At 25.3% G+C, this 26530-nt stretch carries 23 protein-coding genes and 1 pseudogene; 3 read left to right on the top strand and 21 right to left on the bottom strand.

Going from position 1 to position 26530, the window contains the following annotated elements:
• Positions 1-24: 24 nt before the first annotated feature.
• From JWF52_RS08915 to JWF52_RS08905, 3 genes are all read right to left on the bottom strand, one after another.
• Positions 25-951 carry an alpha/beta hydrolase gene (locus JWF52_RS08915; RefSeq protein ID WP_208333225.1) on the bottom strand — a complete coding sequence of 309 codons (927 nt, stop codon included), beginning with the start codon at positions 949-951 and terminating at the stop codon, positions 25-27.
• Between the two features lie 153 nt (positions 952-1104).
• A complete protein-coding gene (locus tag JWF52_RS08910) occupies positions 1105-2208 on the bottom strand; it encodes an ATP-binding protein (protein WP_353654905.1) in 1104 nt (367 codons plus the stop codon).
• The gene (locus JWF52_RS08905) at positions 2205-3497 is read right to left on the bottom strand and encodes a PAS domain-containing protein (protein ID WP_208333223.1); all 1293 of its coding nucleotides are present in this window, start codon (positions 3495-3497) and stop codon (positions 2205-2207) included. The genes JWF52_RS08910 and JWF52_RS08905 overlap by 4 nt, the downstream gene beginning before the upstream one ends.
• 273 nt (positions 3498-3770) lie before the next feature.
• Here JWF52_RS08905 and JWF52_RS08900 point away from each other — a divergent pair, with 273 nt between their 5' ends.
• On the top strand, positions 3771-4208 hold the full coding sequence (locus JWF52_RS08900; RefSeq protein WP_208333222.1) for a MarR family winged helix-turn-helix transcriptional regulator: 438 nt from the start codon (positions 3771-3773) through the stop codon (positions 4206-4208).
• Positions 4209-4279: 71 nt separating this feature from the next.
• Here the strand turns inward: JWF52_RS08900 and JWF52_RS08895 are convergent, their stop codons facing one another.
• Positions 4280-4468 carry an asparagine synthase gene (locus tag JWF52_RS08895; protein WP_286184070.1) on the bottom strand — a complete coding sequence of 63 codons (189 nt, stop codon included), beginning with the start codon at positions 4466-4468 and terminating at the stop codon, positions 4280-4282.
• Between the two features lie 78 nt (positions 4469-4546).
• Positions 4547-6520 carry a tetratricopeptide repeat-containing diguanylate cyclase gene (locus JWF52_RS08890; protein WP_208333220.1) on the bottom strand — a complete coding sequence of 658 codons (1974 nt, stop codon included), beginning with the start codon at positions 6518-6520 and terminating at the stop codon, positions 4547-4549.
• 271 nt (positions 6521-6791) lie between these two features.
• On the opposite strand from JWF52_RS08890, the gene JWF52_RS08885 reads away from it, so the two are divergent.
• A complete protein-coding gene (locus JWF52_RS08885) occupies positions 6792-6959 on the top strand; it encodes a hypothetical protein (RefSeq protein ID WP_208333219.1) in 168 nt (55 codons plus the stop codon).
• Between the two features lie 106 nt (positions 6960-7065).
• Here the strand turns inward: JWF52_RS08885 and JWF52_RS08880 are convergent, their stop codons facing one another.
• The gene (locus JWF52_RS08880) at positions 7066-8712 is read right to left on the bottom strand and encodes an EAL domain-containing protein (protein ID WP_208333218.1); all 1647 of its coding nucleotides are present in this window, start codon (positions 8710-8712) and stop codon (positions 7066-7068) included.
• 278 nt (positions 8713-8990) lie between these two features.
• Positions 8991-9440, bottom strand: coding sequence for a GNAT family N-acetyltransferase (locus JWF52_RS08875; RefSeq protein WP_208333217.1), 450 nt, complete (start codon positions 9438-9440; stop codon positions 8991-8993).
• Between the two features lie 127 nt (positions 9441-9567).
• Between JWF52_RS08875 and JWF52_RS08870 the strand changes: the two genes are divergently transcribed.
• A complete protein-coding gene (locus tag JWF52_RS08870) occupies positions 9568-10395 on the top strand; it encodes a MerR family transcriptional regulator (RefSeq protein WP_208333216.1) in 828 nt (275 codons plus the stop codon).
• A gap of 33 nt (positions 10396-10428) precedes the next feature.
• Here JWF52_RS08870 and hdhA read toward each other — a convergent pair whose 3' ends face one another.
• From hdhA to JWF52_RS08815, 14 genes and pseudogenes are all read right to left on the bottom strand, one after another.
• Entirely contained in the window at positions 10429-11217 is a 789-nt protein-coding gene (gene hdhA, locus JWF52_RS08865; RefSeq protein ID WP_208333215.1) for a 7alpha-hydroxysteroid dehydrogenase, read from the bottom strand.
• Positions 11218-11382: 165 nt separating this feature from the next.
• Complete coding sequence (locus JWF52_RS08860; RefSeq protein ID WP_353654904.1) at positions 11383-11970, bottom strand: sensor histidine kinase; 588 nt, start codon at positions 11968-11970, stop codon at positions 11383-11385.
• Positions 11962-12156, bottom strand: a pseudogene (locus tag JWF52_RS19275) (histidine kinase dimerization/phospho-acceptor domain-containing protein); the annotation flags it as partial. The gene JWF52_RS08860 and the pseudogene JWF52_RS19275, both read right to left, overlap by 9 nt.
• A 20-nt stretch (positions 12157-12176) precedes the next feature.
• Positions 12177-13787 carry a PAS domain S-box protein gene (locus JWF52_RS08855; RefSeq protein WP_208333213.1) on the bottom strand — a complete coding sequence of 537 codons (1611 nt, stop codon included), beginning with the start codon at positions 13785-13787 and terminating at the stop codon, positions 12177-12179.
• A gap of 139 nt (positions 13788-13926) precedes the next feature.
• Positions 13927-14580, bottom strand: coding sequence for a sensor histidine kinase (locus JWF52_RS19270; protein ID WP_286184069.1), 654 nt, complete (start codon positions 14578-14580; stop codon positions 13927-13929).
• Between the two features lie 26 nt (positions 14581-14606).
• On the bottom strand, positions 14607-17138 hold the full coding sequence (locus JWF52_RS08850) for a ligand-binding sensor domain-containing protein (RefSeq protein ID WP_286184068.1): 2532 nt from the start codon (positions 17136-17138) through the stop codon (positions 14607-14609).
• A 155-nt stretch (positions 17139-17293) separates the two neighbouring features.
• Positions 17294-18454, bottom strand: coding sequence for a SpoIIE family protein phosphatase (locus JWF52_RS08845; protein WP_208333212.1), 1161 nt, complete (start codon positions 18452-18454; stop codon positions 17294-17296).
• Positions 18454-20166 (bottom strand): [Fe-Fe] hydrogenase large subunit C-terminal domain-containing protein, encoded by a 1713-nt coding sequence (locus tag JWF52_RS08840; RefSeq protein WP_208333211.1) that lies wholly within the window; start codon positions 20164-20166, stop codon positions 18454-18456. The genes JWF52_RS08845 and JWF52_RS08840 overlap by 1 nt, the downstream gene beginning before the upstream one ends.
• 12 nt (positions 20167-20178) lie before the next feature.
• Complete coding sequence (locus JWF52_RS08835; protein ID WP_208333210.1) at positions 20179-20424, bottom strand: (2Fe-2S) ferredoxin domain-containing protein; 246 nt, start codon at positions 20422-20424, stop codon at positions 20179-20181.
• A 105-nt stretch (positions 20425-20529) separates the two neighbouring features.
• Positions 20530-20853 carry a CGGC domain-containing protein gene (locus JWF52_RS08830; RefSeq protein WP_208333209.1) on the bottom strand — a complete coding sequence of 108 codons (324 nt, stop codon included), beginning with the start codon at positions 20851-20853 and terminating at the stop codon, positions 20530-20532.
• Between the two features lie 117 nt (positions 20854-20970).
• Positions 20971-22305: a cation-translocating P-type ATPase gene (locus JWF52_RS19670; protein ID WP_353654903.1), complete on the bottom strand. Its 1335-nt coding sequence runs from the start codon at positions 22303-22305 to the stop codon at positions 20971-20973.
• A complete protein-coding gene (locus JWF52_RS19665) occupies positions 22293-23588 on the bottom strand; it encodes a cation-translocating P-type ATPase (protein ID WP_353654902.1) in 1296 nt (431 codons plus the stop codon). The genes JWF52_RS19670 and JWF52_RS19665 overlap by 13 nt, the downstream gene beginning before the upstream one ends.
• 363 nt (positions 23589-23951) lie before the next feature.
• Entirely contained in the window at positions 23952-25646 is a 1695-nt protein-coding gene (locus tag JWF52_RS08820) for a GHKL domain-containing protein (protein WP_208333208.1), read from the bottom strand.
• A gap of 62 nt (positions 25647-25708) precedes the next feature.
• Positions 25709-26413 carry a LytR/AlgR family response regulator transcription factor gene (locus JWF52_RS08815; protein WP_208333207.1) on the bottom strand — a complete coding sequence of 235 codons (705 nt, stop codon included), beginning with the start codon at positions 26411-26413 and terminating at the stop codon, positions 25709-25711.
• Positions 26414-26530 lie beyond the last annotated feature (117 nt).

Raw genomic sequence — 26530 nt, 5'->3', positions numbered from 1 at the left:
AGTAAGTGCTTTTTTATTTTTCAGCTAAATTCCAACACTTTCTAAAAATCTATATAGATGGTCTATATAAGATTTTTCATCCGAATCTAAAGTTGTAGTATGTTTTGCTTTTTTAACTTCATATTTATCTTTTATACCATATTTTTTGGCATTAAATATCTTTTCACACATATCAAATGGTACTACCGTATCTTCTCTTCCATGTATTAAAAGTAGTGGAGTCTTAGTATTTTTAATAGATTTTATAGGTGAAACTTGTTTAAAGCTCCATCCATATTTAATTTTATTTATAATACTTGAAAATATAATTATATAGTTTTGAATTATATCCAGTTTTATATTAAAGTCCTGTCTTAATATAAACTTCGCTTCTTCTCTAAAATCTGTATATCCACATGTATCAACACAAAACTCTACATCATCATATAAACCTAAATATTCTATTATTATAGCTGATCCCATTGATTCTCCGTGTAAGCCTATTTTTATATTATTTCCATATCTATTTCTCAGCCAATCTACACAAGCCTTTAAGTCATATTTTTCATAATATCCATATGATACACTTTTACCCTCACTAAGACCGTGGTATCTGTGGTCATATGCTAATATACTAAACCCCTTAGGTATATATGCAAATCCATATTTTAACATATTCCAAAGATTAGATGTAACTCCATGTGATAATATTACAACCTTATCTACTTTTCTATTCGGGAAAAATATCCCATTTAATTTATATCCATAAACCGAATCTATGCTAACTTTTTCTTTTTTTAATTTGTTATAAGTTTCTATTACCTTAGGCTCTCTTCCTTTAGTACAATAATAAGTTTCTTCATAACTACGACATATTGGTCTAGCTATAATGAGTGAAAAATAATAACCTGTTACAATACCTGTTATACATATAATTATCAAAAGTATAATAAATATTATCCATATACTCATTTTAGCCCTCCCTCCCAAGCTTATTTATACTATTATCTGCATATAAATACTTATTTATACCAAATTATATCTATATCATATACACAGATTTTAATATAATTAAAAATACCTTGAGACATAAACTTTATTAAGTCTATATCCCAAGGTATTTTATTATAAGGAGTATATATCTGAGAATTCTACGTTACATTTTTCTATTTGAAAATCTATATAATCATTTTTCATATAGCATCTTTTATTGTCTTTGATTATTTTTACTGGTATTTCAAATACAAATTCTGATCCTTTTCCAACTTCACTATATACATTTATTTTACCACCATGCATCTCAACTAAAGATTTAACTAAGGAGAGTCCTATTCCGCTACCTTCGCATCTTCTAGTTAGGCTATTGTCAACTTGCATAAATCTATCAAATATCATATCGATTTTATCTTTACATATTCCTATTCCATTATCCTTAACGGAGACCTTCACTCTATTCTTATTGCAATTTACATCTACTTTAATCTCTCCATTTTTATCAGTATACTTTATTGCGTTAGATATAAGGTTTAGCATAATTCTTTCTATTTTATCTGAATCACATGCTAAAATAAGTTCCTCCTCATTTGTATCAAATATAAGATTTATTCCTTTATTTTCTATATGATGAGCTACAGACATCGTTATATTTTCTACAATTGATACAATATTACTATTTTCTATATTTAAATCATAATATCCAGTATCAATTCTAGTCATATCTATTAAGTTATTTACTAATCTTAAAAGTCTATATGAGTTTTGTTTTATTGGTCTCATATATTTGCTTAAATCTATAATATTAGTATTTTGCATATTCCCACTTTTCACATATTTATCTATTAATTGAATAGTTCCTAATATAATATTTAATGGTGTTTTAAATTCATGAGATATATTTGCAAAAAATTCATTTTTAATACTTTCTAAATGAATTGCTTCTTCAAGATTTTTTCTTTCTTCTTCTAATCTTTTTTCTTCAGTAATATCTCTAACTGTTGTTATATACTCTTTTCTTTCGTCTAAATATCTACAGTTCCATGCTAGCCATTTATATTCATTGTTTTGACATAAAAATCTATTTTCTGCATAAATTATAACCTTTTCATTCTTATTTTTTACTATTTTTCTTTTACAAGGATTTAAATCATCCTTATGTATTAAATCTTCATAATTCATTGATAATAATTCTTCATTACTCCATCCAAGAGTTTTACTCCATTGATAATTTATTTTTTAAAATTACCTTTCTCATCTATTATTCCTATAAGATCTGTTGCTGTATCTAAAAAAAGCTCTAACTCATTTTCTATCTCAACTCTTCTATCAAACTCTTTCTTAACCTCTTGAGATAGCCTAAAGTTATTAACAATAATCCCTATTTCACTACAGATATCTTTAATATGATCATATAAATTATAAAGCGGTATATTACCACTTTTATATCCAATAGTCATAATACCAATAAATTCATTATTTAATACGATATTATAAACACCTAAATACTTTATATATTTATTTTTCTTATCTTTAATAAAAGATCTATTGTTTATATCCATTAGACCTTCATAATTATTATTTTTAATTAATTTTTTAGCGTCTTCATTTGATATTTTTATATCTTCAATATCTTTTAATACCTCAACTGCTAAGCCAATTTTTGTTTTACTTTCTAAGACTTCTTTATTTTTATCATATAAAAATATAGATAATCCATCTGCTTCTAAATAATCTTTTGTATTATGCGAAATATTATTTAATATATCATACAAGTCATTTTCTTTATACTTTTCGTTTAATATATCATATAAGTTTGATATATATTTATGTTTTTTAGAGTTCTCTTCTTCCATTGATTTTCTTAATGTAATATCTCTACTTGTGCCTACTAAATACTTATATTTACCATTTTCACCTATAGGAGCCTTACACGTTTCATACCATCTTACATCCCCATTTATCATTCTTCTTTCTTCTATTAATTTTGGTATCCCTTCTTCAATCACTTTTTTATCTGTTTTTTTAAATTCTGAAAGAATATCCTTTTCCCATATTTCATAATCGTATTTTCCTAAAACATTTTCTTGTTCAATTGGTAGTGAAAAAAAACTATTTACATATAAATATTTTCCATTAATATCTTTTATCCAAGATGCATAAGGATGATGGTCTAACAAATTTTCCAAATCATTTTTGGAATAAAATTTTTCTGATATATCTTTTGATATGATAAAAATACCTTTTTCTCTATTCCATTTACTTATTACTATCTTAGAAGTAACATCTATTTTATCTTTATAGTCTGAGTATAAAGTTAAATCTAAACTTATCTCATTTTCATTATTTAATATTTTATTTATGTAATTTTCTTGATTATATAAAATATTATATATATCTTTTTCATATATATCTTTTTTACTATATCCTAATTTTTTTAATAAGCAGTCATTACAATATTTTATATTTCCTTTATTATTTATAACTAATATATATTCATCTAAATTATTAAATACGAATTCCATTACTAAACTTCCCCTTTGATAAACTTCTTTGTATTTTTTACATTTAATTCAAGGTACATTATTATTTTACATATTTTTACTGTCTAAATATGTAATTTACTGCTATTAAGAAAAATTTATTTTTTGTGAAATGTCTTAAATATATACTTTTTGTAAAATTACTTTTAGTTTTGTGAATAATATAAGATTTACAACTAATCATATAATTATGTTATTATATTAAAGTATAAATAAGTAAATTTTTTATATTATCTATTAGATTGGAGATTTCTTATGAATGATAAATATATTGTGTACTTTATAAGCAGAACAAAAGCAAACATGATAAAATTTATAGAAAATAAACTTAAAATAAGCGGACTTAATGATTTAGTTCCTACTCATGGTAATATTTTAACCGCTCTTTATGAAAGTAATGGAAAGCTTACTATGAAAGAAATTGCTAAAAAAATAGGTAAAGATAAATCTACTGTTACATCTTTAGTAAATAGGCTTATAGGTTTAGGGTATATAGAAAAAGAAAAATGTGATAAAGACAAGCGTGTTACTTATATAAAATTAACTGACAAAGCTAGAAGTATAGAAGATAAATTTAATAATATATCTTCTCAAGTTAAAGAAACTGCTTATAGCAACTTTACTGAAGATGAAAAAAAAGAATTTTTAAGATTGTTAAAAAAACTTAGCAAGAACTTTAAGGATGCTAATTAATATTTAAGGGAGTGTATGGAATAAATTAAATAATACGCTCCCTTAAATCCCTAATTTTTAGTGTTTATTATCTACTCTTTTATTATATCTATTGTTCCAAGTAAAACATGTGCTGCTCCTACTCCTATTAAAAGAGTACCTACCATACTTGTATAATCATTTCTTTGACACTTATACTTTTTACTTTGCTTAGAATCTAAAGCTAATCCTGTTGCTGTTACTATTGTACCTAAAGCTACTGGTATTAAACCTTTTTTCATAAATATGTCCTCCATGATTTCTTATAATTAAATATAGTTTGTCTATTTTTAGATAATTATATAATATAATTTTTTTAATTAAACAGTATATCTATTTCTTCCATTTTCTTTTGAACTATATAGTTTCTCATCTGCCGCTTTTATTATTTTATCAATATCATTTTCTTCACATATTTTCATAGTTTCAATTCCAATACTTAAAGTTACTCTATCACTAATCAATGAATATTCATGAATTATGTTTTTATTATATAGTTTTATCATTAATTCTTTTATATTTTCAACTATTTTTTCCTTACTAAAATTAGATATTATTAAAAATTCTTCTCCACCATATCTTGATACTATATCTTCTTTAAAGACTGTTTTTAAAATTTGTGACACTTCTTTTAATACTATATCTCCATTTAAGTGTCCATAATTATCATTGTACAATTTAAAATAATCAATATCTATCATTATAAAACTAATGTCTTCTTTTCTCTTGTAAATATCTTTCATTTGATTATTTAAAAATCTTTTATTATATAATCCAGTTAAAGGATCTGTCATACTTATTAATTTTAGCTCTTCATTTAATTTTTTTATTCTTTTATTCTTATTATGAGTTATAAATATTATAGTAACTATAGATATAATAATTAAAGAACTAATCTTAATTCTTACTTTCATATTTTTTACCTTTTTATTTATAATATCATTTTCAAATTTATTAATTGAATAATCAGCTGATGTATCTAGATTTTTGTTAGACTCTTTTTCTATTTCCTCTAGTTTCTTATTGGTATAAATTAGTGTAGTATAATAGTCATTGTTTTTTTCACTTAGGTCTATAATAGACTCAATAGTTGAATCCTTTATGCCTGATTTTATTCCTCTATCTTCAATTTTACTTAATAACTCTATGTATCCATTTAGTACTTTACTATAAGCTACATTTTTCTTAGACTTTATATCTAGTTCAACTTTTTTTATCCAAATATCAGTATTAGAAAACATTGCCGCTTCATTACTTTTGTATATCTTATTTGCTTCATCTAAGCACTCAATCGATTCTTCTATATTACCTTGCTTTACCTTATATTCAGCAACTGTTATATATAGCCAGTTTAGTTCTTTATTTCTTTTAATAACTGGTAATGTTTTTACTTCTTTTAAATACTCTTTCATATATTTATCCGCTTTATTATAATCCTCTATTTTAGAATAGCTATCCATAAGATATCCTATTACTAGCAGCTTATTTTCTAATGTTTTTATATAATCTCCATACAAAATTTTTTCATATATAGTTATCGCCCTATTGTATTTATCTTGGCTATAATAATTAGTTCCAAGGCTTATCAATCCCTCTGTAACAAGTCTATTTAAATTATTGTCTATTGCCATTTCTACTGCCTTATTGCTATAGGTCAAAGCTAAATCAAACATATCACTTATCATATATAATTTTGATATGAATAAATAGTTTTCTACTTTATTTCTGCTACTTTGTTCTAATTTCAAAGCTTTTTCTAGTAAACTGATGGCTTCTCCTACTCCTTTATCAAAATTAATTAAAGATTTTGCTCTAGCCCTATACATACTTGATAAATCATTATATTTTCTAGTATTTTTAGCTAAATTTTCAGCTTTCTTAAAATATTCATATGATTTATCTAGATTTTTAGTTGCCATATAACTCTTTGATATACCACTATAAGTCATTAGCTGTACTTTATGTCTTCTCATTATTTTATAATCTAGAGACTTTAATAAATAATTTGTTGATTTTTCATAATTTCCACTAATAAATTCTATATATCCTAGTGAGCAATATGCCTTTTTCAAAATCGAATTATTTATAGTATCTTTTATTTCATTGTTAATTTTTTCTTTATAAAATATAATGTTAATATCATCTAAATTATATTCTTCATTATTTTCAATGATATTAATAAATCTATCTGTATATAAAGATTTATTCTTATTCTCTGTTGAAAAAGTAAGAATAATCATTGTTAAGATAAAAATAAAAAATACTATTCCCTTTTTAAAAAACTTTAACCTCATAGCAATCCCTTCCCTAATATATAGTAACGTCAAATTAAATTTGTTATGATTAATTTTATTGCATTATTATATTCTATATTGTCACCTTTACCTTTTCAATATTATGTAGTGATTAACATGTATTTTGTTACGAAATGTCATATTAGGTCATTTTTTGACATATTTTTATTAATATTTAGAATTTCCTAATATTATTCATATTTTTTATTTAGTTTATATAGTAATATCTTATTAGAATTATTTTTATAATATAATTGAAAGGATTAATTTTATGGAAGAAAATACAATATCTATTGAAGAAATGATAAACTACATACATGAGCAAAGTAAACTTATGGGATTACCTATTTCTGTAGATAAAATAAAAATTATATTAGATTTAGAAGAAAAATTCCTAGATTCTAAAGGATTAATCTCAATTGAAGAATATTATTACTAAAAATACTTTAGTACTTAAATAAATAAGGATATTACTAATATTAGTAATACCCTTATTGTTTAGATTTCAAATCATTATCATATGAAATGATTATAGATTTAATAATTTAACAACTTTTTATATTTATATTTTTTATATCTTCAATGCTTATTGGTTTAGAGTAAAAATATCCTTGAATAAAAAATTTATTATTTTCAATATTTTTTATTATTTCTTTCTGTAATATATCTTCAACGCCTTCTGCAACTAAAGATTTATTTTTAATTATAGTTATATCTGAAATAAATTTCATTATACGTTGTCTGACTATTGATTCTGATATATCATCAACAAAATACTTGTCCAACTTTATTATATCAAAATCTAATTTTTCTAATATATCTAGATTTGAATATTCAACTCCGAAATCATCGATTGCAATCATAAATCCAAAATTCTTTAATGTTTGTATCGCCTTTTGTAACTTTTCTAAATTACTTATTCTAACACTCTCTACTATTTCTAGGCATATTGAGTTTTTCTCCATACGATATATATTTAATATTTCTTGTATCTTATATATAAAGTCATCATTTTCAATTTCTTTGATTGTCAAATTCATTGATATATAAAATTTCTTATTATCTATATTATTATATTTTTTTATTTTATTATAATCTAATAATACTTGTTTTAGCACCCAAATAGACATTTCTGACAGCATGTCATTTTTTTCTATCTCATCTATAAATTTATAAGGAGTTAGTATTCCTTCTTTAGGATGATTTAATCTTAATAATGCCTCAAATCCGACTATACTATCTTTTTTAGGATCAACTATAGGTTGATAATATAATAGATATTCTTTATTTTTTATTCTATTTCTAATACTAGACTTAATTTTATTTTTCTTTATTTTCGGGCACATACTTTTTATTACTAAAACACATGTAGATATAATCAATAAAAAAATAATACTAATTATAATAGTTATTTTTTTCTTATCCAGATTTGTAGCTTCATTAAAATAGTCTCTATATATTTTTTCTATATGTTTTTTTTCTAATACATCAATATAATCTATTCTATTATCTAATTCTTTAATAATACTTCCTTTGTGTTTATTTCCCGCTATATATACAGGACCTACTGAAAATTCATATATATTTTTATATCCATCAAGATCATTATTTTCAGCACTACCTACTATTGCACCTACAGATTTGTTTTTTAATAGTTTTATACTATCTTTATCTGTATCTACCCATACAGGTATAATATTAATATCTTTATTTTCAAGAAACTCAAATATCCAATTTGAATTCATACCATTTTTAACAAGTCCAAACTTCAAGCCCTCTAATTCATCTAGTTTACCATATCTTATATCTTTATTCGTATAAATCCTATAAGTCTCTATTTCTATATAATTATTTGTATATATAACCTTTTTCATTCTTTCATCTGTTCTATGTAAACCAAATAATAAATCTATCTCCCCATTTTCTAGTTTATTAACAGCCTCTGAAAAATCATATTTTATATATTTATATTTAATACCAGTCCCTTTAATTAACAAGTTTAATAAATCGTGGTAGTATCCATCTTCTTTTCCTTTTTTATTCATAAAATAGTATGGCTTATTATCATAAAAACCTACTTTTAGTATTTCTTCATTATTATTTATATCACTATCTGCATATGATTTTATATTTAATATACAAAACAATGAAAATAATATTAATATAAATCTAGCTTTAAATATTTTTTCCATATACTTTTCCCCTGATATTTACACTATTAATATTGATTTTTTATAATGTATATATATTTATAATTTGCCTAAATAATAACAGTTTAAAGTTCTTATTTCAAGCATTTTGTATCAAATTGTATATTTTTGGTTGCGAATATTATTTTTTGTATTATTTTACATAATTTTAGCACTATTTTTTACATTTTTAAAATTTTAATTATAATAATTTTATTATTATAATTTTCAACATAAAAGCTACATAAATATTTATGTAGCTTTTATGTTAGTATTAAATTTTATAATTTTTTAACCATTATTTTTTCCTCATTAATATCCAACTCTCCATTAAATTCAAATCCAAATTTTTTATATAAGTGTAACGCACCCGTATTATTCTCATATAAGCTTAGAAATATTTTATTACACTTATATTTGTTAGATAAATATTTTATTAAATTATCTAGCATAATACTACCAAGACCTTCACCTTGATATTTTTTATCTATCAAAAATCTATCTAACCATACTCTTCCATCTTCCCCTTCTCTAGGAAAAAATCCATACATTGCAAATCCAACTAGCATACCATCAATATAAAGTCCTGCTGGCTCATAAAACTTACATTCATCTGACTCTTTTAAGCATTCTTCAGTCGATTCAATATAAGAATTTTGATTTTCATTTATCCTTAATTTTAATATATCCTCTAAATTTTTATCATTTACTTTTTTAATCTCTATATTCATAATTTAGCCTCTCAAGTTATTAATATTATAATATTTTATTAATTATTTATTGAATTATGATATCAATGTTGTTATGATATCATAATAGTATATACGGTTACCGTATAGTCAATAGAGGGAGTTATTTATGAATAAAAATTTGGATAAATATTTTACCACTGGAGAATTTGCAAAACTATGTAATGTAAAAAAACAAACGCTTTTTCATTATGATAATATAGGTATTTTCTGTCCTGAAATAAAAGATGAAAATGGGTATAGGTACTATTCTTATCAACAATTTGAGATTTTCAGTGTTATTACAATTTTAAAGGAAATTAATATGCCTTTAAAAGAAATTAAATCTTATTTAGATAATAGAACACCAAGCTCCTTAATTAATCTTTTTAAAAACAAAATAAAGGAAGTAGATAAAGAAATCGAGAATTTAAACAAAATTCGTACATTAATGGAAATTAAAATTGATATCACAGAAAAAGCTTGTAATGTTAATCACTCTAAAATAAATTTAAAAATACAAGATGAAGAGTATTTAATCCTTAGCAATCCTATTGATAATACCAGTGATAAAGGATTTTTTAAGGCTGTGTCAGACCATATGGACTACTGTATTTGTAATAATTTGAATATTGGTTACTCTATAGAAGCAATTATTAATAAAGATAATATTTTAAAAGGTAATCATAATGGCTATTCTTACTTATATACAAAAGTAGATGATCTGCAACCTAGTCCTTTTATTTACATTAAACCTAAAGGCTTGTATTTAGTCGCTTATCATCAAGGTAGCTACCAAAATATAAAAGAAACTTATGATAAAATATTGCTATTTATAGATGAAAATAATTTAACTTTAGGTGATTACTCTTATGAAGAGTATATTTTAGATGAAGTCTCAGTTAAAGGTTATGAAAATTACCTAACTCAGATATTAGTTGAAGTAAAAAATATATAAAAAAGACACTGATACTTATCAGTGTCTTTTTTATTATCTACTTGTATATTCTGAGTATTGAGGTGTTGGCATTGAATATCCGCCAGCTACCTCTAAAATATCTCCAGTTATAAATGATGAATCATCACTAGCATAAAATAACACAGCCTTTGCTATATCTTCAGGTCTCCCCATACGATTTAATGGTACGTGTCTTAAGAATGAATCTATAAACTCGTCAGACATATTATCAATAGCTGCTTTAGTTGCTATAAGACCTGGTAGTACCGCATTACATCTAATGTTATCTCTAGCATATTGAGTTGCTATATTTTTAGTTAATGAATTTACTGCAGATTTCGAAACACAGTATGCTATTCTTGATAAATCTGGAACTACAGATCCTATACTAGAAATATTTACAATACTTCCTCCTCCATTTTTTATCATATATGGAACAGCTACCTTACATGGTAAATATACACTTTGAAGGTTATCCTTAACTATATTGAAAAATTCATCAGTATCACCATCTACAAGATTTTTATCAAGAGCTACATTAGTTCCTCCATAGTTATTCACTAAGATATCAATTCTTCCTTCATTTTTAACTACTTCTTCTATCATTAAAGTGTAAGTTTCTTCTTCTCTAGCATTAAAGTATACAAATTTAGCTTCTCCACCTTTTAAAACAATATTAGATATAACCTCATTTGCTAAATCTTTAGATCTAGCTGCTATATAAACTAATGCTCCATTTTCAGCTAAAATTTCTGCTGATGCTAATCCTATCCCCTTTGTTGATGATGTTACTACTGCAACTTTGCCTTGTAACTTCTTCATTGTTAATGCCTCCAGTATTTTTGTCATAAACCATATTTTTTACATTTTACCATTTAAAAATAGTACTAAATTCTAATATTTAGTACTATTTTTAATAAATTTATATTTTATTTATACCATTTTTAATCTATATATAAACTACAATATTTTATTATTAATTTTTTATTAAGAATATATATCTGAAAACTCTATATTACATTTTTCAATTCTAAGCTCTTCATAGTTATCTTTATTCATATTTTCATTTTCTTCTTCTACAGTTTTTATTGGAATTTCAAATATAAATTCAGTTCCTTCTCCTATATTACTTTTTACATATATATCACCATCATGCATATTTACCAGTGACTTAACTAATGATAATCCAATACCACTACCTTCACATCTTCTTGTTAACGCATTGTTTGCTTGTCCAAACCTCTCAAAAATAAAATCTAACTTTTCTTCAGATATACCTACCCCATTGTCCTTTACAGAAACAGTTATCTTTTTAGCAACTTGATTTAAGTCTACCATAATTTTACCGTGCTCATCTGTATATTTAATAGCATTAGATAAGATATTAAGCATAATTCTTTCTATTTTATCTGGGTCACAAGCTATAACAGATTCTTCAACATTAGTATCAAATATTATATCTATACCTTTATTTTCAACATATTGGGTTACAGACATTGTTATATCTTCTACTATTTTTACAATATCATAATTTTTAAGATTTATTTCATAATATCCAGTATCTATTCTACTCATATCAATTAAATTATTCACAAGCCTTAATAGTCTATATGAATTTTGCTTTATTGAATTAATATAATTTAATAAATTTGTATCATCATTACAATATATAGAACCTTGATTTACTTTTCTATTTAATAACTGCATAGTCCCAAGAATTATATTAATAGGAGTTTTAAATTCATGAGATATATTAGCAAAAAATTCATTTTTTACACTCTCTAATTCAACTGCTTCTTGTAATGCTTTTTTTCTTCCTTTATCTTTTTTTCTTCCGTAATATCCCTAGCCGTCATAGCGTATGAGTCTTCATCCTTTAAATACATAGCATTAACATATAACCATCTGTATTCACCATTTTTACATAAGTATCGTCTTTGTCCACGCATTGTACTTTTATTATTTTTAAGCTCAATCCAAATATCATCAAAACTCTCTTTATCTTCAGGATGGATAATTTCATTCCAATTCATTGATAATAGCTCTTCACTACTCCATCCAAGAATTTTAGTCCATGACATACTTACCTTTTTTATATGTCCTTTGCTATCTATAATTCCTACAATATCAGCTGCAGTTTCTAAAAAAACCTCTAATTTATGTTCAGTTTCTTTTCTTTTATCAAATTCTACTTTGACTTCTTGAGACAAGGTAAAATTTTTAATTATTACAGCAATTTGCATACAAATTATTTTTATAGTACTATCTAAGTCATGTTTAGGAGTATTTCCTTTTTTATAGCTAAAACTTAGCATTCCAATAAGCTCATTATTAAGAGAAATACTATAACTTCCTATATATTCTATATCTTCTTCTGCAGATGGATCTATAGTTATAATATTTTCTACATCCTTAATACTTTTAATTCCCTCATTATCTTTTTTTTCTAAAATTTCTAAAGCTTTACTCCTCGATAAATTTATAAAACAATCTTTTGGAATGCTTTTTTTTGCATAATCAATTCTGACTTTAGGCTCTAATATTTCTTTATCAGCATTATATAGCATTATAGATATTACATCTGATCCTATATGTTCTAATACATTTTTGCATATCTGTTCTAGTAATCCATACAAATCAATTTCTTTATCACTATTTATTAGATTATTTAATGTAGCTATCTCAGCATAATTATCTGCAATTTTATCTTTTAAATTTCTTTCTGCTGTAATACTTTTTCCGACTCCAAGTATATACTTCAAATTACCATTTTCATCAGCTACAGGATATTTAAATTTTTCAAACCATTCTTCTTTTCCGTTACATGTAAATTTTTCTTCATAAGATTTAGCTCTATTGCTATTTATTATTTCTTTATCTATTTTTATATATTTTGTTGCATTTTCTAGACACCATATATCTTTATCATATTTACCTAAAATTTCCGACTTGATTTTATGTATACTATCCTCATAAGCTTTATTTACATACAAATATTTTCCATTTATATCCTTAATCCAAGCAGTAAATGGAGATTTATCTAGTAGTATTTCTAAATCATCTATTGAATAGCATCTTTTGCATACTTCCTTACCTATAATAAAAATCAAATTTTCGTTATTGTATATGTCTTCAATTATTTCACAGGTCATGCACATTACTTTATTAGACTTTGAGTATAAGTTCAAATCTATTTTCCCTTTATTTTTATATTTTAATAACTCTGTTAAAGAATTTCTGTCATTGGATAATATACTGGATACATTTAAATTTTGTATTTCCCTTTCATCATATTGCAATTTTAGTAATAACTTATCATTACAATATTTTATATATCCATTTTCATCCATTACCAAAATGTGTTCATCTAACTTATTAAAAAACAGCCTCATTAATTAATTTCCCCTCTATTTAAATGTGTGTATATTTTAATTATATATTAATATTACGTAATAAAAAATAATTTTCAATGAGTTACTATAAAAATAAAAGCTCACATTTAATAAATGCAAGCTTTTTTGTTATTTATTATTAAATTTTTTCTATGGTACTTGGAAGTATAATTACAAACTCACTACCTTCATCTTTTTTACTTTTAACATATATTTCGCCTTTGTGAAGTTCTATTATATGCTTTGTGATAGTAAGCCCTAGACCGCTTCCTCCTTTTGTTTCAGAGTCTGGGTCAATAACTTGATTAAATCTATCAAATATAGATTTATGATATTTTTCATCTATTCCGATTCCAGTATCCTTTACACTTATCTTTACTTTATCATCTAGGTCAGTTATATTAACTTCTATTTTCCCACCTTCTGGTGTAAATTTGGCAGCGTTACTAACTAAATTAACAATGCATCTATCTATTTCATCCTCATCACAAATTATATATTTTTCTTCTACGTCTGTGTCTATTATTAACTCAATTTCTCTAGATTCGATATATTCTTTTAGGCCTAGTGCAGCTTCTTCAACTATATATACAATATCATATTTATCTAAGTTAATTTTATAGTTTCCATGTTCAATTTTATTCGTGTCTATTATATTATTTATTAGGTTCAATAACCTTTTTGAATTTTTCTTCAATACGTCCATATAATGGGCTAATTTATCTTTACTTATTTCCTTTTCAGATTTATTAAGTTCTGTAATTAACTGTTCTATTGAATTAATTACATTCAAAGGAGTTCTAAGCTCATGAGATAAGTTTATAAAATAATTATTTTTATTTTTTCAAGTTTTATAACTTGATTTAAAAGCTTATTATTTTTTTTCATTTCATCTCTTAATTGCTTCGTTCTTTTATCTACTAGTATATCTAATCTTTTTACTTTAGTTGTGGTTCTATAAACTATAATGATAATTATAAATACATATAACATTATAGCCGTTTGGCTTTGCCAAAATGGAGGATTTATTGTAAACTTTAGACTACTCTCTTTTCCCATAACACCATTTTGATTTCTAGCTTTTATTTTGAATGTATAATCTCCAGGGTCTAAATCTGAATATATAGCTTCATTATTATTTACTAGAATCCATTTATCATTTAATCCTTCCATCTTATATTGATATTGTATATTTTTATTATTTTTATAATCTGGTATAAAGTATTTTATTCTTACTGTATTTGCATCATAATCAAATTTCTCATTATTTATATTTTTATATTCTTTACCTTGAACTTCAAAATCATCAAAAACAACATCTGGGCAGTACTCTAGATTTACAATTTCATCTGGATTAAATATATTTAGTCCACTAATTCCACCAAATAAGAATTCTCCATTTTTTCCTTTGTATGCTGCCTTACCATTAAATTCATTATTTTGTAAACCATCTACAATGCTTAGGTTTCTAAATTCCTTAGTGTTTACATCTAACTTTGATATTCCATTATTTGTACTAACCCAAGGATTATTGTTATTATCTAGTAAGACTCCATAAACTGTATTATTAGCTAATCCATCCTTTTGAGTATATGTAGTAAATTTTCCAGTAGTTTTATCGAATTTATTTAATCCATAATTAGTCCCAATCCATAAATATCCATACTTATCTTCTACTATAGACCTTATAGTATTTATATTATTATTATTTCTTCCATTTTCTCCATCAGTATTTTTATAATTTTTTAATGGCTCACTAGTAGAGTTTGGATCTATTTTTATTAGTCCACCACCTATAAATGTTCCTATCCAATAATTACCGTCTCTATCCTCATAAATTTCTTCAATATATATATCTTCTATTCCATAGTCTTTAAGTATTGGAGTTAAGTCTGTTATACTGTCATCTTTCGTATTTAAAATATTAAGGCCATCAGGAGTTCCAATCCACAAATATCCTTTACTATCTAAAAATAAACTTTTTATATTATCTCCTACTAGTCCATCTTTTTTTGTATATGACTTAACAGTCATATCTTTTTTATTTACTTTATTTAATCCTTCTCTACTACCTATCCAAATTATATTATCTTTACCTGTTATAACCTTTATTGAATTGCTATTTAAATCAAACTTACTATTTCCCTTATTGATATGTTTAATTTCATTTGATTTTCTATTTATTATATTTACACCGTTATCTTTAGTCCCAACCCATATTAAACCTTCTTCATCTTCATAAATTCCATGTATTACATTATCACTAAGAGAGTTTGTATTAAATGGGTCATTTTTATAGTGGCTTATTCTATGACTTGGATCAAATATACTTATCCCCGCGTAAGTCCCAACCCATATTAATCCACTTTTATCTTCTATAACCGTATATACAGTATTATTTATTAAACTATTAACATCATGTTGTTTATTTGTATATGTTATAAAGTTATCCTCTCTAGCTACATACTTAGATAATCCCTTATCTGTTCCTATCCATATATCTCCCCTTTTATCTTGAAGCATATTTCTAGTATAATTTTCTGGTATTGATTTTTTATTTTTTTCATCATGTTTGTATATTTTTATTTCATTAGTTTTTATATTTATTCTATTTAATCCATAGCCTCTAGTTGACGCCCACATGTATCCATTCTTGTCACTAAGAAGTCCATATACATCATTTCCACTTATACCATTTTTATGTCCAGAATAGTATTTATCTATTTTTTTGCTATTTATATTAATCTTATTTAACCCATCTCTAGTCGCTATCCACACATTACCATCTACATCCATTTTCATATTAGATACATCTTGGCTAGTTATATCTCCATTTTCATCTAATATCCTTTTAAAACTATCCATTTCTTCATCATAAATATTTATTCCATCAGATGTTCCGACTAATACTTCATTTTTTTCAGTTATTAAAATTGAACTCGTATAATAATGAGATAAATTTCCATTATCTTCACCATCGTAATAATTTTTTACATTACCGGTGTTAATGTTTATTTTACTTAACCCGTAGCAAGTTGCGATCCATACGTTTCCCTTTTTATCTTCAGCTATATTTAATATATAATTATCAGATATACTTTCTTTACTATCATCATTTTTATAAACTTTCATATCGTAACCATTATATCTATTAAGCCCATCATTTGTCCCCAACCATATGTAGCCTTTGCTATCTTGAAGTATTGCTTGTACTGTAGACTGTGATAGACCATCTTCGATATTAATATTTTTGAAAGTTACGTTATCATATGCATATATACTATTTATTGAAATTGATGATATAAATAATATTGCAATGAGTACAATTTTGTACTTATTTATTTTTATCATTTTTTACTCCTTTTAGACAAATTCCCCTTGTTTTCTCTAAATAATTATACTATATTTAATAACTTATAACTATGCCATAGAATAATATTTATAGTTTTTACACTCTGTAGAAATATAAAGAGCCTAATAGTTTAACTATTAGGCTCTTTATATTTTTAATAATATTTAATTTCAACTATTTTTCCTAAATCTATAAGTGCTTTTTTTAGTTTATTTAATACATATAATTTTATACTTAGTTCATTAGGAAAATCTGGATTTTGATGTGCAGGATTAATACTTCTTCCAATAAGCATTTTTATATGTGTACAATCCTCAAATAGTATTTTAGTAAGCTTAGATGCCCCATCTTCTTTATATATAAAGTCTAAATCTGTTGCCACTTTAAGCTTTTCTAACTTTTCTGTTGCCCTTTTTATCGTTAATACACCTTCTGTAACAAGATCAATTCCTTTTATATATCCCATAGGAGGTACCTCTTTATCAATTACCTCAAAACTTACTTTTATATCTTCATCTAGTTCTCTAGCTACTATATTACCTGCTGTACCACCACAAACAATCTTTTTACCAATAGTATTCATAAGTACCTCTACTACTTCTTTATCCATATTAGGATCTATGGGGGGGCCTGAAAATAAAGTAGCTTTACTTGGCCTAATTACTTTTATCGTTGCTACGGTTGCATCATCTCCTGGCTTTTGTATATAAAGTTGATCACATGCTCCTAAGAGCATATTAGTAATTGTCTTAGATGACATATCTTTGTTTGTATATTGTCTTAAATACTTATCTATATCTTCCCATTTCCATCCTAGATTTAGTACTATTCCTGCACCTGCATGAATAACCCCATCACTTACAAATACAAGGACGTCCTTTTCTTCTAATTTAAATTTACTTTCTTTTATCTTTCTTCCATTTATTTCTGTAGTATTCCATTCCAATTTTTTTATATGTCTATCATTTAGAAAAAATATACTTGGATTGTCAAACTCGACCACATATGCCATTCCATCTTTATCTATCTTTATAATTGTAAATGTAGAGTAAGCTAGTTTTCTAACAGAACATACTGGTAGTGTATGAATAATTGTATCTACTACATCCTCAATCGGTAAACCTTCTTTTAACATAGTAATAGCTATTTTTGATGTTAATGTTGCTAATATATTTGCCTTAACTCCACTTCCTAATCCATCAGATAATACTGCAATAAAACTATCTTCCCCATTATAAAACTCAACCTTATCTCCACATAACTCTTCTCCATACTTATTTAAACTACCACTTGCAAAATCTACAAAGAATTCCATTATATATTTCCCTCTTCCTCGTGAATAAGATTTTTAAGCTGAGTTAAAGTAACTTTAGTTTCAGCTGTTGTCTCACCTAAAAGGCTTGCAATTTCTTGGGCTACAGTCATTTGTTTATTAATAACCTTTTGGGCCATATTAATAGCATCTATTTTCATATTTTGAATTTTCTTTTCCATATATTCATTTCTAGTAATATCGTCTGCAATCCATATCATAAGCTGACTATGTTCTACCCAAATTATACTTTGTATAATTGTTGAATCGTATTGTTTAAGAGTCACTTTTTCTTTATATATATTTTTATTATTTTTTTTCACACTATAAAATTTTTCTTCTTCCAAAAACATCAATATTGGCAGACCTTTTACTACTTCTCTTTCCATATTAAAAAATTTTCTAGCTGCATGATTTAACTGAATAATGTCTAAATCCTTATTAGTTATTACTATCATATTAGGTGTTGTATCAAAAATTATATTTGTTATATTTTCTGATTTTTCTCTCATAAATGGCATACACATGTTTATTTCTGCCATGTTGTTGTATACTGCTACTGCCTTTTCTCTGCAAGTTTCATATCCACAGCTTCCACAATTTAATTCATCACTTTTTTTATATTTTCCCATAGTATTAAGTATTTCTATTACTTCTTTTTCACTCGGAATTTTAAGTGGTATATTTAATGATTGAAACTCTTTATGTACGCATATATTTGGTAAATATTTATCTTCTTCATTTGGTTCTTCTTCATTTTTAATTAATAAATTATTTGCATATCTATTAAGCTTTTCTTTACGTTCATAACAACTTATACCATCTTCAGGCATTCCAGATCCACCTATGCAGCTATGCCTACAACAACTCATTTCAAATAGTGTGTTTTTGAATTTCCCACTTTTTATGGACTCTAAAACTTGAATACATTGTTCTATTCCATCTACTGGTATAATATTTTTTTCAGTATTTTGATTACTAATGTCTTTAATTGGTTGACCTACTATTGGAAATAATCGTTTGTGAAGTGATATATTATTGAATATACTTTCTTCTAAATCATTTAATTTCATATTTTCTTCTTTAATCCATTTTTTTAACTCTTCAAATGTAAGCACTGCGTCTATAGATTCATCATCATAGGCTTCTACCTTTTTAGCTAAGCATGGTCCTATAAAAACTACCTTTGCATCTTTACCATACTTTTCTTTTAGTATTTTCCCATGACATATAAATGGAGATACAACTGGTATTAGATTGTTTATAATTTCTGGATAGTGTTTTTGAATAAGATTATTTACTGATGGGCAAAAGCTTGTTATATAAGTATTTTCTTCATCTTTATTTGCATATATATTATATTCTTTTATTATAGAATCTACAGCTGATATTGTTTCTTCTACATAATCAAATCCTAATTTTTTAAGTGCATTAGGTATTTTCGAACTATGCTCCCCAAATATGGATATAAAACTAGGAGCAATAGATGCTACCACTTTTTCTTCACTTTTTAAGAAATGTTTTACTATACTTTTTTCCGATCTAATCCCTTTGGTATTTTGTGGACATGCCTTTGAGCACCTTCCACATACAATACATCTTTCTTTAATAATTCTTGCTTTTTCATCTTTGACTCTAATTGCATTTACAGGACATACTCTTACACAGGCATAGCAATTCTTGCAATTTGTTTTAGAAAAATTTACAAACCACAAATAAATCCCCCCTTAAATATATGGAATTATGTTTTTTTCAAATATATCTTTTGCATTTTCTTGACATACAGATAAAACTTCTCCATCCCATCTCATAACTGAAACTGCTTGCGTACATTTTCCAAGACAAAATGATGCAAGTAGTTCAACTTCATCTTCAAGATTATACTCGCTAATTAAGTTTTTAAATATTTCTATTACTTCTTCTGAACCTTTTATGTGACATGCACTCCCTATACATATCTTTATAGATTTCATTATAGATACCCTCTCATCCTTATAATAAATACTTATATTATTTTTATTTATTTTATATTTGATTTATGATAAGTAAACTACAAAACAATATGGTTTACTTATATTTTAGTGACTTCCATGAACTATTTTAAATCCTTCTTTAGATAACATATCTTCATGTTTTTCATAATGTTTGCATTCTACTTTAATGCAATAAGCCAAGTGAATTACTTCTACGTTATTATTTTTAAGTTGATTAATTTTGTGACTCCAGTCCTCATCTTGTGTGATTGTTTCATTACATCCAGCGCAATAGAAGAAACTACTAAGTTCACAGTTTTCATCTTTATAAATTTCAAAAGCTTTTTCTGAATTATTATATGCTTTAAAACATCCTGAACCAGAGCATTTAGGTACTAATTTTCTACATGCCATTATCGCTATATTCATATTTATATCCCTTCTATTTTTTGTATTTTACTAATTATATATTATAATTATAACTTATATAAGAGCATAAAAAATAAGCAGAAGTAAAATACTTCTGCTTATTTTATTTATATATTATTATTTTGTTATTGACTTGCTTATTTCCATTGATAAATCTGCAACTATTGCTAAAGCAAAACATGTAACAGCACTTGTTAATTCAAATGATTGTGGAATAGCAAATATCTCTCTCATAAATGGTATTAATGTTACTGAGAACATACATAAACATATTACAACTGCACCTAATGCATATTTATTGCTTGTAATTCCTAATTTAAATATCGTCTCACTATTAGATCTTGATGCAAATGTTTGTAGTATTCTAGATAAAGTAAGAGTCGCAAAAGCCATTGCTGTACCTAATTGTGGTGAATGCTTCATACCTATATACTGAGCTATTATTGTAACTATACCTATTATACTACCTCTAATTAATACAGTTTTTAATGTTCCTCCTGCTAATATACTCTCATTAGGGTCTCTAGGAGAATTATTCATAACACCTTTTTCTGGTTTTTCAAGTCCAAGAGCTATTGCTGGTAGAGAATCTGTTACTAAGTTTATAAATAATAACTGTAATGTTGTGAATGGATTTGCCCAGTCAGCCATTACTGCGAATAATATAGCTATTATCCCTCCTAAGTTACCTGAGAAAAGATATGTTATTGATTTTTTAATATTATTATAAACTGTTCTACCTACCTCAACAGCATTTACTATCGTTGAGAAGTTATCATCAAGTAATACCATTGCTGACGCATCCTTTGCAACTTCAGTACCACTCCCCATACCTATACCTATATCTGCTTGTTTTAAAGCTGGAGCATCATTTACTCCATCTCCTGTCATAGCACAAACTTTACCTTTTCTTTGCCATGCTTTTACTATTCTTATTTTATTTTCTGGTGAAACTCTAGCATATACTGATATTTTTTCTAATTTTTTATCTAGTTCTAAATCACTTAAAGCATCTAGCTCTTGACCTGTAAGTGCTAAGTCTCCATCTACCATAATACCTATATCTTTTGCTATTGCAGCTGCTGTTGTTTTATGGTCTCCTGTTATCATTACAGTTTTTATTCCTGAGTTTTTAGCTTCAGCTACTGCTTCATATACCTCTTCTCTTGGAGGGTCTATCATTGCCATAATACCTATAAGAGTTAAATCACATTCATCCTTGATTGATGGTACAAAGTTTTCATCTTTTATATCTTTACTAGCAAATGCTAAGACTCTTAATGCTTTATTTGAAAACTCTTCATTTACACTTTTATATTTATTTATTATCTCTTCACTTATTGGAACTATTTCTCCATTATTTAATGCATGTTTACATCTACTAAATACAACGTCTGGTGCTCCTTTAGTAAACATAACTACTTCATTGTCTATCTTATTTATAGTAGACATAAGTTTTCTATCACTATCAATGGTAATTCATTTAATCTACTGTATTTTTCTCTTAGTTTTTTATAATCTAAATTATTTTTATCTGCATAATTTATAAGCGCTACTTCTGTTGGATCTCCTATTTCTACACCTTCATTAGTTACATCTGAGTCATTACATAGTATAGAAGCTAAAGATAAATCCCACTCTTGATTTGCCATATTATCTAGTGCTACTTCTTTACCAGATATATTTTCATCTAATATACCTTCTTTGATTCCATACATGTAAGAATTTACTACTGTCATTTTATTTTGAGTTAGTGTACCTGTTTTATCTGTACATATAACACTTGTTGAACCTAAAGTTTCAACTGCTGGTAATTTTCTTATTACAGCTTGCTTTTTTGCCATTATATTAGTTCCAACTGCTAAAACTATTGTAACTATTGAAGATAATGCTTCTGGTATAGCTGCTACCGCGATTGCTATTGCAAACATAAATGAATCGATTAACTGAGCACCTCTAAATACTTGAACTCCAAATATTATAGCTGCTAATATAACAATTCCTACTCCAAGCTTCTTACCAAAATCATCTAGTTTATGTTGAAGTGGAGTTTGTTTATTTTCAGCATTTTCTAGTAAATTAGCTATTTTACCAACTTCTGTTTTCATACCACATTCAGTTACTATATACATAGCCCTTCCGTATACTACCATAGAACCACTAAATACCATATTTTTTTGATCGCCTAGCGGAACTTCTTTGTCTATTTTTTCTTCATGTTTAAGTATAGGCTCTGATTCTCCAGTTAACATACCTTCTACAACTTTAAAAGTTTGAGCTTCCATTATTCTACCATCTGCAGGTACATAATCTCCTGCTTCTAAAATAACTATGTCCCCTGGTACTAATTCTCTTGATGGTATTGTAATTTTTTTATTATTTCTCATTACCTTAGCATTTGGAACTGATAATTGCTTTAAACTTGCAAGTGATCCTTCAGCTTTTCTAGTTTGAATAACTCCCAATACTGAATTTAATATTAAAACTGTAAATATTATTGCTGACTCAAACCTTTCTCCTAAAAATACTTGAACCAACGCTGCAATTAAAAGAATTATAACTAATGGATCCTTAAAACTATCTACAAATAGTTTCCACGTTGGTGTTTTTCCTTTTTCATCCAACTCATTATATCCATATTTCTCTAATCTAGTCTTTATTTCTACTTCTGATAATCCACCTAAATTACTTCCAAGTTCATTTACTACATCTTTAAACTCTTTTTTGTAAAACATAATTATCCTCCAATTTTTCTATTATTATTTTCTCCAATTTTCTTATAATTATTTTAATTATAAATTTTTGAAAATAAAAAAGACCTCCAAAGTAGAATTTTTAATCTACTTAGAAGGTCTTGCTAACAAGCTTATGTACTCGCTAATCAACCGGGAATTATATCCGAAATGACGATTGATTATCACTTTTGTGAAAGCTACTCCCCTTCAAGGGAATCTTTATTTATTTGTATAAATATTATACACCTTTACTGAAATTATCGCAATATATAATTATATTTCTAACTAGTTTCAATAAGGTGTATATAATTTATATATGCTTTAATATATTTATATGTTACATATTTTTGTCTATGCATATTTTTATAAATATTTATTGCAATTTTTTTTAATAGGTATCATTATAACCATATGAAATTCTTTTGTTTTATTGTTATATTCCCAATCTAAGTTTCCAGAGTACTTTTTTAGAGATTTATTAATATTTCTTATACCATAACCATGAAGTTCAACTTCTTTTTTACTCGTAATAAACTTATTTAATTTAAATATAGGACTATTATCACAACTATTTAAAAGATTTATAACAATAAAACTTTTATTAAAACAATGAATTTTTAATAAAATATCCTTAGATTCACTTTTTTTACAGCTATCAATAGCATTATCTAATAAATTAGTTATTATAGTGCATACATCTTTGTCTTCTATAAAATCCATATTTATATTTTGTATTTCATGAGTAAAGTTTATATTATTTTCTTTCATTAATAATACTTTTTCATTTATAATAATATCTACTAATCTATTTCCTGTTATAGTAGAATAAGATAACTGACTTATGTCACTATTTATACTATCTACATATTCAACTACCTTTTTAGCATCCAAATCTTTTGCTAAGCCTTTAATACATATTAAGTGATTTTTTATGTCATGTATAATCTGTTTTGTTTGTTCATACTTATTTTCTACTATATTATAATGTTGTAATATTATTTTATTCTTTTGTTTATCAAGTTCTACTCGTCTTACTTTTTTTGAATTATAAATAGTAACCGCAAGTATTCCAGCTATAATAAAACATGATATAGCAGTTATTATAGTTATATTTATCTGATATATTACATCTTCTTCAAAAGATTTTATTTCTTTGTAAAATATATCATTTATATTATCTATTCTTGCTGATGTAGATATAATCCAATTATAGTCTTTATATAATTTTGAATAAACGATGTCTTTATCTTTTTTATTTTCATTTCTTTTTAAAGAAACATCATAAGGTGAATTATAATAAATCTTATAAAATGATTCTCCATCTTTTTTTATTTCTTCTAATTCTTGTTTAAATATTAAATTCCCACCATGATCTTCATCATTTGTTGATCTATACTTACCTTCTAGTTTTCTATTATCTGGATGTACAATGTTTTTTGCGTAATTGTCTCCTCCATCATAACTTATTATTTCTTTTATCCATATATATTTATTATCCTTCAATTCTGTGTTTCTTATTTTTCTTTCTATTATACTTTTTGTTTTTTTCTCAAAATTTTCTTTTGATATCCCTGCTATGAGTATTTGTTTAGAGTTATTTAATTCTTTGTCTATATAAAATTCGTAGTTTTTTAAATAATTTTCTAAATCTTCACTGCTATTTATAGATTTTTCATTTATACGAGTATTTTTAGAATAAACTACTTTTGATTGTTCTTTGTCCCAAACAAATGATTCTATAATAGATAATCCTTTAATATAGTCTTTTAAATCTTCTTCTGACAATACATCTACTATTTTCTCTAAAGCTTTAATAGACTTTTTAGCCTCAATATATATATATTCTCGCTCAATATCTATTTCATTTATAGTATTATCTATGATTTCCTTTATAGTTTCTTTTTTAGATTCTTCAACTATTCTATATATTTCATTTATACTGCTAACATGAATTTTATTTATTCTTAAAATATAACTCGTTGAAAGCATAACTATAAAAACTATACAAAATGCCATAACAAACATATATGATGTACTTCCGAATATTTTTTTTTTCATATAGTATTTAATCACTCCATTTTAAAACAAAAAGTCACCTATACAAGGTGACTTTTTGTAATCTATATTTGACCTATATATTTTATAAATCTAGTTTTAAAATCTTTATATTTCCTCTGTGAAACATAGATTGTTTCTCCGTCTATTAATGTTACTTTTTCTTTAGATATACCCGTCACATAGTTCATATTCACTAAATAACTACTATGAGGATTTGCAAATCCATATGGATATAGTTTCTTATTCCAATACCTCAAGGTCTGATTACTAGTATATACCCCCGAAGTTGTATTTATATGCACTTTCCGATGCAATATTTCTAAATATCTTATATTTTGAATTGATATAGTTTTTAAATCTCCATCACTAGTAATAGTTATAAAGGCTTTTGTTTTATTAACCGCATTAATTATATTGTTTATTTCTTCATAAAATTTATCTTCATCTATTGGCTTTACTATGTATCTAAAAGCATTTACATTATACCCCTCTGGCCAATATTTTTCTATTGCCGTTACAAACATCAGTTTAATATTTTCATTGGTTTTTCTAATTATTTTAGCAACTTCTATCCCATTAATTTGATCCATCTTTATATCTAAAACTATAATATCATATTGATCATATCCATTTTCTATCAATAATTCTCCAGATGAAAATTTATCTATATTAAATACTACCTTTTCAATCTCTTCGTATTTTCTAAATAGACGTTCTAATTGATTTGCTTGAATTATTTCATCTTCGCAAATTGCTATATTGTACATATCTCCCCACCAACCAAAGTTCAATTTTATACTTCTGTAATTACATATGCTTTACATTTCCCCAATAAATGTAAAGCATATGTAATTACAGAAATAGAATTCACTAACACATTAGTG

This window comes from Clostridium sp. CCUG 7971 (genome assembly GCF_017590215.1).
Classification (GTDB): Bacteria; Bacillota; Clostridia; order Peptostreptococcales; family Peptostreptococcaceae; genus Faecalimicrobium.
This window is presented reverse-complemented; position numbering and strand designations above follow the sequence as displayed.

Bases quoted from the DNA above. Each gene is read 5' to 3' on its own strand.
- JWF52_RS08860 (WP_353654904.1), bottom strand. From the start codon at position 11,970: ATGAGTAGAATAGATACTGGATATTATGAAATAAATCTTAAAAATTAT.
- JWF52_RS19670 (WP_353654903.1), bottom strand. From the start codon at position 22,305: ATGTCTACTATAAATAAGATAGACAATGAAGTAGTTATGTTTACTAAA.
- JWF52_RS08905 (WP_208333223.1), bottom strand. From the start codon at position 3,497: ATGGAATTCGTATTTAATAATTTAGATGAATATATATTAGTTATAAAT.
- JWF52_RS08830 (WP_208333209.1), bottom strand. From the start codon at position 20,853: ATGAATATAGCGATAATGGCATGTAGAAAATTAGTACCTAAATGCTCT.
- JWF52_RS19665 (WP_353654902.1), bottom strand. From the start codon at position 23,588: ATGTTTTACAAAAAAGAGTTTAAAGATGTAGTAAATGAACTTGGAAGT.
- JWF52_RS08895 (WP_286184070.1), bottom strand. From the start codon at position 4,468: ATGAAAAAAGGTTTAATACCAGTAGCTTTAGGTACAATAGTAACAGCA.
- JWF52_RS08855 (WP_208333213.1), bottom strand. From the start codon at position 13,787: ATGAGGCTGTTTTTTAATAAGTTAGATGAACACATTTTGGTAATGGAT.
- JWF52_RS08815 (WP_208333207.1), bottom strand. From the start codon at position 26,413: ATGTACAATATAGCAATTTGCGAAGATGAAATAATTCAAGCAAATCAA.
- JWF52_RS08820 (WP_208333208.1), bottom strand. From the start codon at position 25,646: ATGAAAAAAAAAATATTCGGAAGTACATCATATATGTTTGTTATGGCA.
- JWF52_RS08875 (WP_208333217.1), bottom strand. From the start codon at position 9,440: ATGAATATAGAGATTAAAAAAGTAAATGATAAAAATTTAGAGGATATA.
- hdhA (WP_208333215.1), bottom strand. From the start codon at position 11,217: ATGAAGAAGTTACAAGGCAAAGTTGCAGTAGTAACATCATCAACAAAG.
- JWF52_RS08880 (WP_208333218.1), bottom strand. From the start codon at position 8,712: ATGGAAAAAATATTTAAAGCTAGATTTATATTAATATTATTTTCATTG.
- JWF52_RS08890 (WP_208333220.1), bottom strand. From the start codon at position 6,520: ATGAGGTTAAAGTTTTTTAAAAAGGGAATAGTATTTTTTATTTTTATC.
- JWF52_RS08870 (WP_208333216.1), top strand. From the start codon at position 9,568: ATGAATAAAAATTTGGATAAATATTTTACCACTGGAGAATTTGCAAAA.
- JWF52_RS08915 (WP_208333225.1), bottom strand. From the start codon at position 951: ATGAGTATATGGATAATATTTATTATACTTTTGATAATTATATGTATA.
- JWF52_RS08850 (WP_286184068.1), bottom strand. From the start codon at position 17,138: ATGATAAAAATAAATAAGTACAAAATTGTACTCATTGCAATATTATTT.
- JWF52_RS08900 (WP_208333222.1), top strand. From the start codon at position 3,771: ATGAATGATAAATATATTGTGTACTTTATAAGCAGAACAAAAGCAAAC.
- JWF52_RS08885 (WP_208333219.1), top strand. From the start codon at position 6,792: ATGGAAGAAAATACAATATCTATTGAAGAAATGATAAACTACATACAT.
- JWF52_RS08835 (WP_208333210.1), bottom strand. From the start codon at position 20,424: ATGAAATCTATAAAGATATGTATAGGGAGTGCATGTCACATAAAAGGT.
- JWF52_RS08845 (WP_208333212.1), bottom strand. From the start codon at position 18,454: ATGGAATTCTTTGTAGATTTTGCAAGTGGTAGTTTAAATAAGTATGGA.